Genomic DNA, 12,742 nt, shown 5'->3' with positions numbered 1-12,742 from the left:
GGGGGTCACTTTTGGCACCTCGCTGAGTTGAGCTGGTACGAGACCGGGATGCGGGTGCCGGTGGGCAGCGTGACGTTGCCGTCGAAGTTGCACAGGTAGAAGTTGAACCAGGAGCCGTACGACGCGGTGCGGGTCATCGTGTTGAGCTTCTCCGGCATGAACTGCAGGGTCTTCACCCAGATCGCCTGGGTGTCGTCGAGCGTGGTGGCGACCGCGCGGAGCTTGTCCAGGTCGGCCTTGATCGGCACCCGGGTCTGCTGCAGCAGGCCGGCGGTCTTGGTGTTCAGCGAGTTGATCGAGGTCAGCGAGCCGAGGATCGGGGTGATGTCCTGGCTGAGGCCGGTGATGAACTGCTGCAGGTTGACGAGCAGCTGGGAGAAGTTCGCCTGCCGCTGCGAGACGATCTGCAGCGTTCCGGTCAGGTTCGTGATCAGGTCGCCGATCACCTGGTCGGCGTCGGCCAGCGTGGTGGTCAGCGACGCGGTCTTGGCCAGCAGCGACTCGATCGTGCCGCCCTCGCCCTGCAGCACCTTGATCACCTCGAACGCGAACTGGTTCACGTCCGCCGGCGTGAGCGCGGTGAACAGCGGCTTGAACCCGTTGAAGAGCACCGACAGGTCGAGCGCCGGCGTCGTCCGCTCCTTCGGGATGACGCCGTTCTTCTTCAGCCGGTCGCCGCCGCCGATCCCGTCGGTGAGCGCGATGTAGCGGTTGCCGACCAGGTTCCGGTACCGCAGGGTCGCGTGCGTGGAGGTGTCGATCACCTGGTCGGAGTCGACGCTGAACGTCACCATCGCGAGCGTGTCCTGGTACAGCTGGATCTTGTCGACCTGGCCGACCTTCACACCCGCGATCCGGATGTCGTCGCCCTGGTTCAGCCCGACCGCGTCGGTGAAGACCGCCCGGTACTTCGTGGTCGGGTTGAAGCTGATGTTCCCGATCGTCACCGCGAGCAGCGCGGTCGCGATCGTGGTCACCACCACGAAGATCCCGAGCCGCACGGTGTCGAACGTGGTCTTCTTGTCGAACAGGCTCATTTCAGGTTCACCTGCCCTCCGCGGAGCAGCGGGCCGACCAGCAGCGTGGTCAGGTCGGGCACCTCGTTCGCGGGGACGCCCATCTCCGGGCCGACGACCGAGTTGACGACATCCTGCTCGGCCGGCGTGCCGACGCCCTGGGTGTCCATCGCGAAGCCCGGCATCGCCCGGTTCAGCGTCAGGTTGAGCGGGAAGCGCTGGTTCTTGTTGTGGTCACCGATCACGCCGTCGTCACCAGTGATGTACGGCGCCGGGTTCTCCTGGGTGTACGGCCCCGGCTTCGAACCCGGGTGGCTGTAGTTCTTGCCGACGCAGGTCGGGCCGCGGTGGTCGGCGTACACGGGCTTCTCGTTCGGCTCGTACGGCGTCGGCTGGTTCGTGATCAGCTCGAGGTTGATGTTCAGCCGGCCGTCGCGGAACGTGTCGTTCAGGATCGGAGCGGTGTCGGTCATCACCTGCAGGAAACACGGCACCTCGGGTGAGTACCGCTCCAGCAGGTCAAGCACCGGGCGGCTGACCTGGCCGAGCCGGATCACCCGGTCCTCGTTGTCCTTCAGGAACGTGTTCCCGGTGCTGGACAGGTTCTGCACGTCGACGAAGAACTGCTGCAGCTGCTTCTGCTTCTCGACCACCGTGTTGCCGGTGATGGTCAGGTTCCGCAGCGCGCGGACCAGGTCCGGCGTCGCGTCGCCGTACAGGTCCGCGACCTGGGTCAGCTTGGCGAGGGCGTCCATCAGCTTCGGGACGTGCGGGTTCAGCTTCTTCAGGTACCCGTCGAGCTGGGTGAGGGTGCCGGCGATCTCGGCGCCGCGGCCCTCGAGCGCGGTCGCAAGGGTGTTCAGCGTGGCGTTCAGGTCGGCCGGGTCGACCGCCTGGAGCAGCGGCAGCGCGTCGTTCAGCACCTTCTCGATCTCGATGCCGACGGCGGTCTTGTCCCGGCTGATCACGTCGCCGGCCTTGATGTGGCGGCCTCCGCCGGCTTCTGTGCCGGTCGGCGGCACCAGCGCGACGTACTTCTCGCCGAACAGCGTCTTCGGCAGGATCCGGGCGCTGACCGCGGCGGAGATCTCGTTCACCTGATCGGGCTTGAGCGCCAGGTCGACGGTCGCCTCGTCGCCGTCCGTCGAAACGCCGCGCACCTCGCCGACGATGATGCCGCGCAGCTTGACGTCCGCGTGCTCGTTCAGCTGCAGGCCGATGTGGCTGGTCTTCAGCTCGACGTTCACGGTCTTGGTGAAGACCTTGGCGTAGAACGCGTACGTCAGCCACAGCAGGAACACCAGCACGCCGATGAACGCGACACCCAGCACCTTGTGCGAGATCAGTCTGGTCACGGGGCCTCCCGTCCTGGACTGAGGAGCGGAGGGAGCGCAGCGACCGGAGCGACGAGGGAAGGACGGGAGTCACAGCCCCGTGACCCAGCGCGCCGGAGGCGTGCAATCAGTAGAGTCATCCGGCCAACCTCACAGTGGTCGTCGTACCCCAGATCGCCATCGACAGCAGCAGGTCGACGACGTTGATCACGACGATCGACGTCCGGACCGCGCGGCCGACGGCCACGCCCACACCCGCCGGACCGCCGGTCGCGTGGTAGCCGTGGTAGCAGTGCACCAGGATCACCAGCACCGCGAACACCAGCACCTTGCCGAACGACCAGAGCACGTCTCCGGGTGGCAGGAACAGATGGAAGTAATGGTCGTACGTGCCGGTGCTCTGCCCGTAGAACGTCGTGACGGTGAGCCTGGTCGCGAAGTACGACGCGAGCAGGCCGACGACGTACAACGGGATCACCGCGATCAGTCCGGCGATGATCCGGGTGGTGACCAGGAACGGCAGCGACGGGATCGCCATCACCTCGAGGGCGTCGATCTCCTCGCTGATCCGCATCGCGCCGAGCTGCGCGGTGAAGCCGCAGCCGACGGTCGCGGCGAGCGCGATCCCGGCGATCAGCGGCCCGATCTCGCGGGTGTTGATGTACGCCGACACGAAACCGGCGAAGGCCGAGGTGCCGATCTGGTTCAGCGCCGAGTAGCCCTGCAGGCCGACCTCGGTGCCGGTGAAGAACGCCAGGAACGTGATGACGCCGACCGTGCCGCCGATCACCGCGAGCGCGCCGCTGCCGAGCGTGACCTCGGCGAGCAGCCGGAAGATCTCCTTGCGGTACCGCGTGACGGACTTGCCGGACCAGGCCAGCGCCTTGATGTAGAAGGCGAGCTGCTCACCGAGGTGGTCGAGCGAGCTCAGCGGCTTCTTGACCAGCACGTCCATGAGGGCCGACACGTCAGGCCCCCTTCGGCGGGACGAGCTGGAAGTAGATCGCGGTCATCGAGAAGTTCGCGACGAACAGCAGCATGAACGTGATCACGACGGACTGGTTCACGGCATCGCCGACGCCCTTCGGGCCGCCGCCCGCGTTGCAGCCCTTGTACGACGCGACGACCGCGGCGATGAACCCGAAGACCAGCGCCTTCGCCTGCCCCTGCCACAGGTCGGGCAGGTGCGCGAGCGCGGTGAAGCTCGCGATGTAGCTACCGGGTGTCCCGTCCTGGAGGACGACGTTGAAGACGTAGCCGCCCATCACGCCGACAACGCTGACGAAGCCGTTCAGGAAGAACGCGACCAGCATCGTCGCCAGTACCCGCGGCACCACCAGCCGCTGGATCGGGTCGATGCCGAGCACCATCATCGCGTCCAGCTCCTCGCGGATCTTCCGCGAGCCGAGGTCCGCGCAGATCGCGGAACCGCCGGCGCCCGCGATCAGCAGCGCGGTCGCGATCGGCGACGCCTCCCGCACGACGGCCAGCACGGCGGCCGAACCGGTGAACGCCTGCGCGCCGAACTGCTTGATCAGGCCGCCGACCTGCAGCGCGATCACCGCACCGAACGGGATCGCGACCAGCGCGGTCGGAATGATCGTGACGCTCGCGACGAACCAGGCCTGCTGCAGGAACTCCTTCAGCTGGAACGGCCGCCGGAACGTCGCCCGGCCGGTGTCGAGAGCGAAAGCGAAGAGCGAACCGGCGTGCTTCAGCGGGGCGGTCGCAGAAACAGTCACCGCGCCCCCACGGCCTTCTGCTCGAACGACCCGGGCGGGGGGACGATGCCGTTCTCACGGCACCATTCGCCCGGCGGGCGCTGGGTCGGGCGGAGCATGCCGCTGCTGGGCAGCTGCTGGATCGGGATCGGCGGCAGCGGAGGCAGCTCCTGGCCGATCTCCCGGGCCAGCTCGTCGGCGTCCTTCTCCTCGGACATGCCGATCGGGCCGATCATCTGCGCGTTCAGGAACTGCCGGATCACCGGCTCCTCGCTGGACAGCAGCATCTCCCGCGGGCCGAACATCGCCAGGTGCCGGTGGTACAGCATGCCGATGTTGTCCGGCACCGTGCGTGCGGTGTTGATGTCGTGGGTGACGATCAGGAAGGTCGCGCCGAACGCCTCGTTCAGGTCGATCATGACCTGGTTGAGGAACGACGTACGGACCGGGTCGAGGCCGGAGTCGGGCTCGTCGACGAGCAGGATCTCGGGGTCCAGGACGAGCGCCCGGGCCAGGCCGGCTCTTTTGCGCATACCGCCGGAGATCTCGCCGGGCAGCTTCCGCTCGGCGCCGACCAGGCCGACCATCTCCATCTTCTCCATCACGATGGAGCGGATGTCGGACTCGGATTTCTTGGTGTGCTCGCGGAGCGGGAACGCGACGTTGTCGTAGAGGTTCATCGAGCCGAACATCGCGCCGTCCTGGAACAGCACGCCGAACAACCGGCGGACGTCGTACAGCTCACGCTCGCTGCAGGTGGCGATGTCGGTGCCCTCGATCCAGACGTGGCCCCGGTCGGGCTTGATCAGACCGATCAGCGTCTTCAGGAACACCGACTTGCCGGTGCCGGACGGGCCGAGCATCACGCAGATCTCACCGGCCGGCAGAGTCAGGGACACGTCGCCCCAGATCAGCTGGCTACCGAAGGACTTGGTGAGACCTTCGACGCGGACTTCGACGCCCACCGGTCCTCCTCACGGGAATGTTCTGGCCGCCCCGAACCGACGAGTACGTGGTTCCAACGAGGGAGCAGTGGCCTAGGTTACGCACGAGTACGGTTTTGCGTAACCCCTGGAAGTCAAACGATTGCGATACTAGCCATCACGTAACAGCAGAAGGGCGGCCCCCTTGTGGGGACCGCCCTTCTCTACACATTCGTTACGCTCCTTGACGGAGCGTAACCGAGGTCACTTGAGGGTGACGGTGGCGCCGGCGCCCTCGAGGGCCTCCTTGGCCTTCTCCGCGGCAGCCTTGTCGACCTTCTCCAGGACGGCCTTCGGGGCCGACTCGACGAGGTCCTTGGCCTCCTTCAGGCCGAGGCTCGTGAGACCGCGCACCTCCTTGATGACCTGGATCTTCTTGTCGCCGGCCGACTCCAGGACGACGTCGAACTCGTCCTGCTCGGCGGCCTCCTCGGCGGGGGCGCCCCCGCCGGCGGCCGGAGCGGCGGCAACGGCGACCGGGGCGGCGGCGGTGACGCCGAACTCCTCCTCGAACGCCTTAACGAACTCCGACAGCTCCAGCAGGGTCAGTTCCTTGAACTGGCCGAGGAGCTCTTCGGTGCTGAGCTTCGCCATGATGGCGGTCCTTCCTAACGATGGTGCTTGGTGATCACTGATGGGGTGTTGCGGTGAGATGCCTCAGCTGTCCGCTGCGGCGGTCTCCTCGGTGCTCGCCTCGGCAGGTGCCTCGACCGTGTCCTGGACGGTGTCCTGCACCGTGTCCTGGACGTCCGCCGGAGCGGCGTCGGCCGGCAACTTCTCCTGCAGCGCCGCGAACAGGCGCGCGGCCTGCGACAGCGGAGCAGCGAACAGCGACACCGCTTGCTGCGGGGCCGCCTTCATCGCACCTGCGAGCTTCGCGAGGAGAACCTCACGCGACTCCAGGTCAGCGAGCTTGCTGATCTCGTCAGAGCCGAGTGCCTTACCGTCCAGCACTCCACCCTTGATGACGAGCAGGGGGTTCGCCTTGGCGAAGTCACGCAGTCCCTTGGCCGCAACCACCGGGTCGCCCTTGATAAAGGCGATCGCCGAGGGGCCCTCGAGGAGCGAGTCGAACGAGTCGACACCCGCGTCCTTGGCCGCGATCTTGGTCAGCGTGTTCTTCACCACGGCGTAGTTCACGTCGTCACCGAGCGCAGTCCGAAGTTGCTTCAGCTGCGCGACGGTGAGACCGCGGTACTCGGTCAGCACGGCGCCGTTGGAGCTACGGAACTCGTCCGTCAGCTCCGCGACAGCGGCTGCCTTGTCCGGCCTCGCCATGGGGGTCTCCTTCTATCGGCTTCCACGCCTCGGACCCCTGAACAAAGAAAATCGCCCCTGCGCAGGCGCAAGGGCGTGAAACATACAGTGTCACTTCCAAGTCACCTGCGCGGGCCGCCCACCTGAGTGGGACCTTCAGCTACCTAGGGCAGCAACCAGCGGTCTTCGGCAGTAGACAGTGTGCCTGGTGTACAGCTGTTTAGCCAAATCGGTTGTTCACGTGGGCCGTTCCGTCCTCGGATGCGGCGGGATCCAGCGGTGCATCGCCGTGGCCGCGGCCCAGCCTGTACCGGCCATGATCACGATCGCCGGCCCGAGCCCGAGCAGCGCGGTCGCCCCCGCCAGCAGCAGTGGTCCGGCGCCGTTGCCGGTGTCGGCGAACAGCCGGAACGCGCCGAGGAACTGGGCCCGTCCCACCGGCGGTGAGGCGTCCGCGCCGAGCGTCATGATCACGCCGGCGCCGAGGCCGTTCCCGATCCCCATCAGCAGCGCGACCGCGGTCAGCGCGGCTGTGGTGTGCGTCAGCGGGAGCAGCAGATGCGCCAACCCCAGCACGATCATCGACGGTACGGCGACCCACTTCCGGCCGAGCCGGTCCATCACGGATCCCGCCGGATAGAACAGCAACATGTCGACGGCTCCGGACAGCCCGAAGATCACACTGGTCGTCTGTGGATCCAGTCCGATGTGCTGCGCCCACAGCGGGATCACGACCTGGCGCGACGCCCGGACGGCCCCGACGAGCAACGCTCCGACGCCGAGTGTCCGCAGTACGGGGATGTGATCGCGGATGACGCCCCACGTGGACTGTGCGGCCAGCGGGCCTCTTCCGCGCCTGTTGGCGACGTCTGGCAGGCCCACCAGAACCGCACAGGCCAGTACGGCGGCCACCAGGTGCACCCAGTACGCACCGTCGGTACCGAGGAACTTCATCGCGCCCGCTCCGAGGAACGGCCCGATGAACGAGCCGATGCGCTGTACCCCGCCCAGCGTGGACAGTGCCCGCGCCCTGAGCTCGAGCGGCACTGCCTCACTCAGATAGGCCTGTCGTGCAAGACCCCAGACCGCGCCGGCCAGACCGGTACAGCCGATCGCCACTGCGAGTCCCCAGACCGTCGGGACCACCAGACAGGCCAGCAGGGCCAGCGCAACGAGGACGGTGGCAGCCAGCATCGCGCTGCGCTCGCCGATGCGGTTGGTGAGCGCGCCGGCCGGGATGTCACCGATCACCTGGCCGAGTCCGGCGGCAGCGACGACCAGGCCGGCCACAGCGACCGACGCGCCCAAGTGGGTGGCAGACAGCGCTACCACGGGTGCGATGGCGCCCTGCCCGATTCCGTAGAGCAGAGCGGGCAGATAGACAGCGGGGGCGATCTTCCAGAGGCTGCGCATCACCGGCCGCCGGCCAGCGCCGTACTGCGGTCCCGGGCGGCCGGGGTCGCTCCCAGCAGCTCCGACACCGACCAGGCTGCCTCGGCGACCCGCATCCCGAACTCCTCCATCCGCTCGACCGGCATCCGCATCTCGGGGCCGGACACACTCAGACACCCGGCGACCGAGCCGGAGTAGCCGAACACCGGTGCCGCCACACTGCAGATCCCCGGCGTCCGCTCGGTCCGCGACATCGCATAACCGCGCCGGCGGATCTCCGTGAACTGCTCCGCGAGCACCTCCGGGTCGGTGATGGTTGCCGGTTGCACCTGCTCCAGCGGGCCCTGCAGCACCTCCTGCTGCTGCTCGAGCGGCAGGAATGCCAGCAGCGCCTTGCCCGGCGCACCGAGCGGCAGTGCCACCGGGAGACCGAACTCCGTGTAAGTACGGCGCAACTGGTGGTGGCTCTCGACCTGATCGAGCACGACGCGCTGCCCTGACGGGAGCAGTTCGTGCACGGCCGCGGTCTCCCCTGTGGCATCGCGGAGTGCACGCAACACCGGCAGAGCAGCGTCGCGCAGGCCGGCCGGGATCCCGCCGCTGTGCGCCAGTTGCACGACCAGCGGACCGATCGCGTAGCGGCGGTGCGCGGTCTGCCGGACGAGCCCGTTCTCCTGCATGGCCAGCAGCAGCCGGTGCACGGTGCTCGTGGACAGGCCGGTGGCCCGGGCCAGGTCGCTGATCCCGAGGTCCGGTGTCCGCGCGTCGAAGCACCGGAGGATCGCGACAGCGCGGTCGATCGACTGCACCGAACCGCGCGTTTCCTGCATTGTGAAACCATATCCCGCGATACGGGAAGCTTGTCGATGTAGTGTCCAGCGGGTGAGCATCACCGCCTCTTGGGGCCGGATCGACCACTGGCTCGCCCGGCACGCTCCCGCGACGTACGACGTCCTCGCACCCCCGGCCACCGGCGCAGAACTCAAAGGCGACGCGGTCGAACTGCCGCCTGAGCTGGTCGAATCGCTGAGCTGCCACAACGGCGTGACGTCATGGGCCAACCTGTTGCCGGAGGCGCTCCCGTCGAGCGCCTCCGAGATCGCCGTGAACTGGCAGCTGCGGATGGACCTGGCCGCGGAGTACGACGGGTTCACCGTCCACCCGCCGGCCTCGGAGCCGTACTGGCATCCGGCCTGGATCCCGTGGGCCGACAGCGACGGGGACCTGCAGGTCATCGACCTGCGCCCGGGCCCGGCACGGGGACGCCTGGGCATGGCGCTTCACGACGGAGCCGGCGACTTCACGGCATCCTGGCCGAGCCTCGCGTCGTACCTCGCGGAAGTGGTGCACTCCTTGCACCACGGCACCGGTGTCAACGGCTGGTACCCGTACCTCACCGTCCACCAGGAGCTGTGGTGGGATCGGGGCCCGGACCAGCAGGCCGTCAACGGCGAACCGCTGGTCCGGGCACCGGTGCAGAACTAGCTCAGGACGGCCAGCGCGTCGATCTCGACAAGCATGTCGGGCAGCGGCAGGCCGGTGAACACGGTGGTGCGCGACGGCAGCACGCCGCTCGGCGTGCGGGCCGACACGAACTCGTCGTACGCCTCGTTCATCGCGGCGAAGTTGTCGCGCTCGGTGAGGTAGACGCGCAGCATCACCACGTCGTCGATGCTCCCGCCGCCGGCCTTCAGGATCGCCTCGATGTTCTGCAGCACCCGGGTGGTCTGACCCTTCACGTCACCGGCGAACACGAAGTCGCCGCTGGCCGGGTCGACCGAGCCCTGGCCGGACACCTGCAGGATGTTGCCCTTGCGGACGCCCTGCGAGAACACCGGCATCGGCGGCGGCGCGTCGGTGGTGGAGACTGCGGTCTTGTCGGACATCAGGTCTGACACCTCTCAGTTAGTTGTAGTCGGCACTGATCGCTCTGGCGGTCGCGAGCAGGTCTGGCAGCAGCTCGAGTAGCTGCTCATAGTTCAGCAGTACGTCGGGCACCGACAACGACACGGCCCCGACAACGCGGCCCGTGCTGTCGGTGAGCGGTGCACCGATGCAGTTGATGAACGACTCGTGCTCCGCCTTGTCCTGCGCCCAGCCGCGCTCCGTGGTCACCTGCAGCTCGTCCCGCAACCGGTCCGCGTCCGTGATGGTGTTCGGCGTGAACGCCTTGTAGTCCAGCGACTGGAGGACCGCCTCTCGCTGCCGCTTGGGTTGCGCCGCCAGCAGGACCTTTCCGACCGCGGTGCAGTGCAGAGCCGCTGGTACGCCGACCTGCGAGTACATGCGTACCGAGCGCACACTGTCGAGCTTGTCGATGTAGATGACCTCACCGTTCTCCCAGGCGGCCAGGTGAACCGTCTGCCCGGTCTTCTGGTTCAGCTCCCGCAGATGCGGTGCGGCAACCTGCCGTACGACGTGTTGCTCGCGCGCGACGTCGGCGAGCGCGAACAGCCGCGAGCCCAGGCTGTACCTGTGCTGGGCATCCCGACGTACGAACCGCTCGGCCTCCATGGTGCGGAGCAGCCGGAGCACCGTCGTCTTGTGAACGCCTAGCTCGACCGCGAGCTGGTCCAGCGACCTCTCACCCTCGCCGAGACTGGTGAGGATCTGCAGCGCCCTGCCGAGGCTCTGACTCATACCTTGGTCGCCGCCCACTGCTCGTCCGACGCCTTGAGCAACCGCTCCCGCTCGGCCGCGGCCGGCGGCGGCGCGTGGTCCTCCGGCGCTGTCAGCACGGCAGCAGCATTCAAATGCCCCAGCCGGAGCCGTTCCACCATCGACAAACCCTGCAACGTCCCCGCTAAGAACCCGGCAGCAAACGCGTCACCTGCCCCGACCGTCTCGACCACTTCTACGGACAGGGCTGGGACCTCAGTACGGGCCCCACCCTCGAACGCGATCGCGGAATGCGCATCGTTCTTCACCACGAGGACAGGCGTCTGCAGCTGCTCGTACAACACATCCGGATCCCCCGTACCGGCGAAGACCTCAGCCTCATCAGCCCCGATCAGCACGATGTCGGCCGCCTTCAGCAACCGCCACAACGGTGCGGGGTCCCGATCACGCCACAGCGCCGGCCGCCAGTTCAAGTCGACGCTGAGCAGGTACTCACGCGGCTCGGTCGCCAGCCGCTCCAGCATGTCCGCACTGGAGGTGGAGATCGCGGCGGTGATCCCGGTGGTGTGCACAAGCTTGGCCTGCTGCAGTCGCCCGCTGACCTCGGGCCGATCCAGGAAGCTGGGCTGCATGGCCGCAGCCGCGGAGCCGGTCCGGTAGTAGTGCATCCGGGAGCGGCCGTTCTCGGACTCCTTGACGTAGAGCGCCGTCGGCCGGACCGGATCCAGCTCCACTCCGCCGACGTCGACTCCTCGCGCCTGCAGATCCCGCAGTACATGCTGGCCGAACCCGTCGTCGCCGACCCGTGAGATCCAGCCGGTCGGTACACCGAGCCCGGCGAGCCCACCGGCCACATTGCACTCCGCCCCGCCGACCGACCGCCGGAACACCTCCACGTCGGCGAGCGGCCCGGGTCCGCCGGCCAGCATGATCATCGCCTCGCCCACGCAGATTGCGGTCGTCTCAGGGAGCGGTTCGGGCATCGGCACTCCTTGGCGGAGGGGTGATGGGATAGGTGTGGCGTTGACGCGGCTTCGGCCGCGATGCTACAACCGACGAGTCAGAATACGCAATGAGCGTTGCGTATTCTGCAATCCCGAACCCCAGGGGGTCTGATGCCTGCTTACGATGCCGACACCGTCGCCGCTCTCGCCGATCAGCAGGTGAGCTGGCAGGACAAGGCCCTGCCGCCCGCCTTCTGGGGCCGGACCGTCGCGGAGGTGCTGGCCGGCAGGCCTCGGCTCTCGCAGCTCCCCACTCCGCTGATGACGCTGTCCGCGCCCGGCCTGCGGCACAACGTCGACACGCTCGCCGCCTGGTGCGTCCGCCACGGCGTGGAGCTCGCGCCGCACGGCAAGACCACGATGGCGCCGGCGCTCTGGGCAATGCAGCTGGACGCCGGCGCCTGGGCGATCACGCTGGCCAACGGCTTCCAGCTCGGCGTCGCCCGCGCGTACGGCGTGCAGCGGGTTCTGATCGCGAACGCGGTGATCTCGCCGCTGCAGCTGCGCTGGATCGCCGACGAGCTCGCGGCCGATCCGTCGTTCGAGGTGATGGTGTGGGCCGACTCGGTCCACACGGTCGAGCTGATGGAGGCGGCGCGCTCGGCGTACGTCGGCCCGGACGCGCGGAAGCTCGACGTGATGGTCGAAGTCGGCGGGATCGGCGGCCGGACCGGCGCCCGGGATCCCGAGACCGCAGTGGCCGTCGGCAAGGCGATCGCCGACGCGTCGACGTTGCGCCTCGTCGGCGTGGCCGGGTACGAGGGCGCGATCGGTCACGGCGTCGACGAGGAGAACCTCGAGGAGGTCCGTGCGTACCTGCGCGAGCTCGCCGGCGTCCACCACCGGCTGCGGCCGCTGTACGACGACGACATCGTGCCGGTGGTCAGCGCGGGCGGCAGCCAGTACTTCGAGCAGGTCGCGAAGGTCCTCGCCGCGGAAGCCGGCGAAGGCGCCCGCGTGGTCCTGCGGTCCGGCGCGTACATCACCCACGACGACGGGCTGTACCGGCGCGTGTCCCCGCTCGGCGAGCATCCGCGGACGGACGGCGAGCAGTTGGTGCCGGCGATGCACGGATGGATGCGGATCACGTCGCAGCCCGAGCCGGGGCTGGCGATCTTCGACGGCGGGCGCCGCGACTTCCCGTTCGACCAGGACTATCCCGAGCCGCAGCTGATCCGGCCGCGGTCGGACGGCGCGCCGGTGCTGCCGGCCAGCGGCATGAAAGTGACGAACCTGAACGACCAGCACGGCTACCTGACCTTCGACGAATCCGTCCCGGTGGTGATCGGCGACGAACTGCGGGTCGGGTTGTCCCATCCCTGCACGGCCTTCGACAAGTGGGGCCTGATCCCGGTCGTCGACGACCCGGACGCCGCGGATCCGGTCGTCGTGGACCTGGTGCGGACATTCTTCTGA

General features: G+C 68.0%; 14 protein-coding genes. 2 read left to right on the top strand and 12 right to left on the bottom strand.

Translation table 11 applies throughout. The features are described from left to right. Nucleotides 1–5: 5 nt before the first annotated feature. The 9 genes from ABZX12_RS33385 to ABZX12_RS33345 all read right to left on the bottom strand — a co-directional run bounded on the left by ABZX12_RS33385 (nt 6) and on the right by ABZX12_RS33345 (nt 8,533). A complete protein-coding gene (locus ABZX12_RS33385; protein WP_355699436.1) occupies nt 6–1,037 on the bottom strand; it encodes an MlaD family protein in 1,032 nt (343 codons plus the stop codon). Next, nucleotides 1,034–2,371: an MCE family protein gene (locus ABZX12_RS33380; RefSeq protein WP_355699435.1), complete on the bottom strand. Its 1,338-nt coding sequence runs from the start codon at nt 2,369–2,371 to the stop codon at nt 1,034–1,036. The genes ABZX12_RS33385 and ABZX12_RS33380 overlap by 4 nt, the downstream gene beginning before the upstream one ends. Before the next feature lie 115 nt (nt 2,372–2,486). Then, on the bottom strand, nt 2,487–3,305 hold the full coding sequence (locus ABZX12_RS33375) for an ABC transporter permease (RefSeq protein ID WP_355699646.1): 819 nt from the start codon (nt 3,303–3,305) through the stop codon (nt 2,487–2,489). A 13-nt stretch (nt 3,306–3,318) separates the two neighbouring features. Next, entirely contained in the window at nt 3,319–4,092 is a 774-nt protein-coding gene (locus ABZX12_RS33370; protein WP_355699434.1) for an ABC transporter permease, read from the bottom strand. Then, nucleotides 4,089–5,036 (bottom strand): ABC transporter ATP-binding protein, encoded by a 948-nt coding sequence (locus ABZX12_RS33365; RefSeq protein ID WP_355699433.1) that lies wholly within the window; start codon nt 5,034–5,036, stop codon nt 4,089–4,091. The genes ABZX12_RS33370 and ABZX12_RS33365 overlap by 4 nt, the downstream gene beginning before the upstream one ends. Before the next feature lie 222 nt (nt 5,037–5,258). Next, nucleotides 5,259–5,648: a 50S ribosomal protein L7/L12 gene (gene rplL, locus ABZX12_RS33360; protein WP_134107138.1), complete on the bottom strand. Its 390-nt coding sequence runs from the start codon at nt 5,646–5,648 to the stop codon at nt 5,259–5,261. A 63-nt stretch (nt 5,649–5,711) separates the two neighbouring features. Further along, nucleotides 5,712–6,332 (bottom strand): 50S ribosomal protein L10, encoded by a 621-nt coding sequence (gene rplJ / locus ABZX12_RS33355; protein WP_355699432.1) that lies wholly within the window; start codon nt 6,330–6,332, stop codon nt 5,712–5,714. 216 nt (nt 6,333–6,548) lie between these two features. After that, nucleotides 6,549–7,724 carry an MFS transporter gene (locus ABZX12_RS33350; protein ID WP_355699431.1) on the bottom strand — a complete coding sequence of 392 codons (1,176 nt, stop codon included), beginning with the start codon at nt 7,722–7,724 and terminating at the stop codon, nt 6,549–6,551. Then, complete coding sequence (locus tag ABZX12_RS33345; protein WP_355699430.1) at nt 7,724–8,533, bottom strand: IclR family transcriptional regulator; 810 nt, start codon at nt 8,531–8,533, stop codon at nt 7,724–7,726. The genes ABZX12_RS33350 and ABZX12_RS33345 overlap by 1 nt, the downstream gene beginning before the upstream one ends. A 52-nt stretch (nt 8,534–8,585) precedes the next feature. Here ABZX12_RS33345 and ABZX12_RS33340 point away from each other — a divergent pair, with 52 nt between their 5' ends. Continuing rightward, nucleotides 8,586–9,188: an SMI1/KNR4 family protein gene (locus ABZX12_RS33340; protein WP_355699429.1), complete on the top strand. Its 603-nt coding sequence runs from the start codon at nt 8,586–8,588 to the stop codon at nt 9,186–9,188. On the opposite strand, the gene ABZX12_RS33335 is transcribed toward ABZX12_RS33340, so the two are convergent. Genes ABZX12_RS33335 through ABZX12_RS33325 form a run of 3 tightly spaced genes read right to left on the bottom strand, consistent with a single transcriptional unit; the run spans nt 9,185 to nt 11,305 of the window. After that, nucleotides 9,185–9,589, bottom strand: a complete 405-nt coding sequence (locus ABZX12_RS33335) for a RidA family protein (RefSeq protein WP_355699428.1) — start codon at nt 9,587–9,589, stop codon at nt 9,185–9,187. The two genes, ABZX12_RS33340 and ABZX12_RS33335, sit on opposite strands and share 4 nt — an antisense overlap. Before the next feature lie 19 nt (nt 9,590–9,608). Further along, complete coding sequence (locus ABZX12_RS33330; RefSeq protein WP_355699427.1) at nt 9,609–10,343, bottom strand: IclR family transcriptional regulator; 735 nt, start codon at nt 10,341–10,343, stop codon at nt 9,609–9,611. Next, nucleotides 10,340–11,305, bottom strand: coding sequence for a sugar kinase (locus tag ABZX12_RS33325; protein WP_355699426.1), 966 nt, complete (start codon nt 11,303–11,305; stop codon nt 10,340–10,342). The genes ABZX12_RS33330 and ABZX12_RS33325 overlap by 4 nt, the downstream gene beginning before the upstream one ends. Nucleotides 11,306–11,437: 132 nt before the next feature. Between ABZX12_RS33325 and ABZX12_RS33320 the strand changes: the two genes are divergently transcribed. Continuing rightward, nucleotides 11,438–12,742 carry an amino acid deaminase gene (locus tag ABZX12_RS33320; RefSeq protein WP_355699425.1) on the top strand — a complete coding sequence of 435 codons (1,305 nt, stop codon included), beginning with the start codon at nt 11,438–11,440 and terminating at the stop codon, nt 12,740–12,742.

The sequence above is a fragment of the Kribbella sp. NPDC003505 genome (genome assembly GCF_040610875.1).
GTDB lineage: Bacteria > Actinomycetota > Actinomycetes > Propionibacteriales > Kribbellaceae > Kribbella.
This window is presented reverse-complemented; position numbering and strand designations above follow the sequence as displayed.

Coding starts and splice junctions, on each gene's coding strand:
- ABZX12_RS33385 (WP_355699436.1), bottom strand. CDS start 1,037: ATGAGCCTGTTCGACAAGAAGACCACGTTCGACACCGTGCGGCTCGGG.
- ABZX12_RS33375 (WP_355699646.1), bottom strand. CDS start 3,305: ATGGACGTGCTGGTCAAGAAGCCGCTGAGCTCGCTCGACCACCTCGGT.
- rplL (WP_134107138.1), bottom strand. CDS start 5,648: ATGGCGAAGCTCAGCACCGAAGAGCTCCTCGGCCAGTTCAAGGAACTG.
- rplJ (WP_355699432.1), bottom strand. CDS start 6,332: ATGGCGAGGCCGGACAAGGCAGCCGCTGTCGCGGAGCTGACGGACGAG.
- ABZX12_RS33350 (WP_355699431.1), bottom strand. CDS start 7,724: ATGCGCAGCCTCTGGAAGATCGCCCCCGCTGTCTATCTGCCCGCTCTG.
- ABZX12_RS33345 (WP_355699430.1), bottom strand. CDS start 8,533: ATGCAGGAAACGCGCGGTTCGGTGCAGTCGATCGACCGCGCTGTCGCG.
- ABZX12_RS33335 (WP_355699428.1), bottom strand. CDS start 9,589: ATGTCCGACAAGACCGCAGTCTCCACCACCGACGCGCCGCCGCCGATG.
- ABZX12_RS33330 (WP_355699427.1), bottom strand. CDS start 10,343: ATGAGTCAGAGCCTCGGCAGGGCGCTGCAGATCCTCACCAGTCTCGGC.
- ABZX12_RS33325 (WP_355699426.1), bottom strand. CDS start 11,305: ATGCCCGAACCGCTCCCTGAGACGACCGCAATCTGCGTGGGCGAGGCG.
- ABZX12_RS33320 (WP_355699425.1), top strand. CDS start 11,438: ATGCCTGCTTACGATGCCGACACCGTCGCCGCTCTCGCCGATCAGCAG.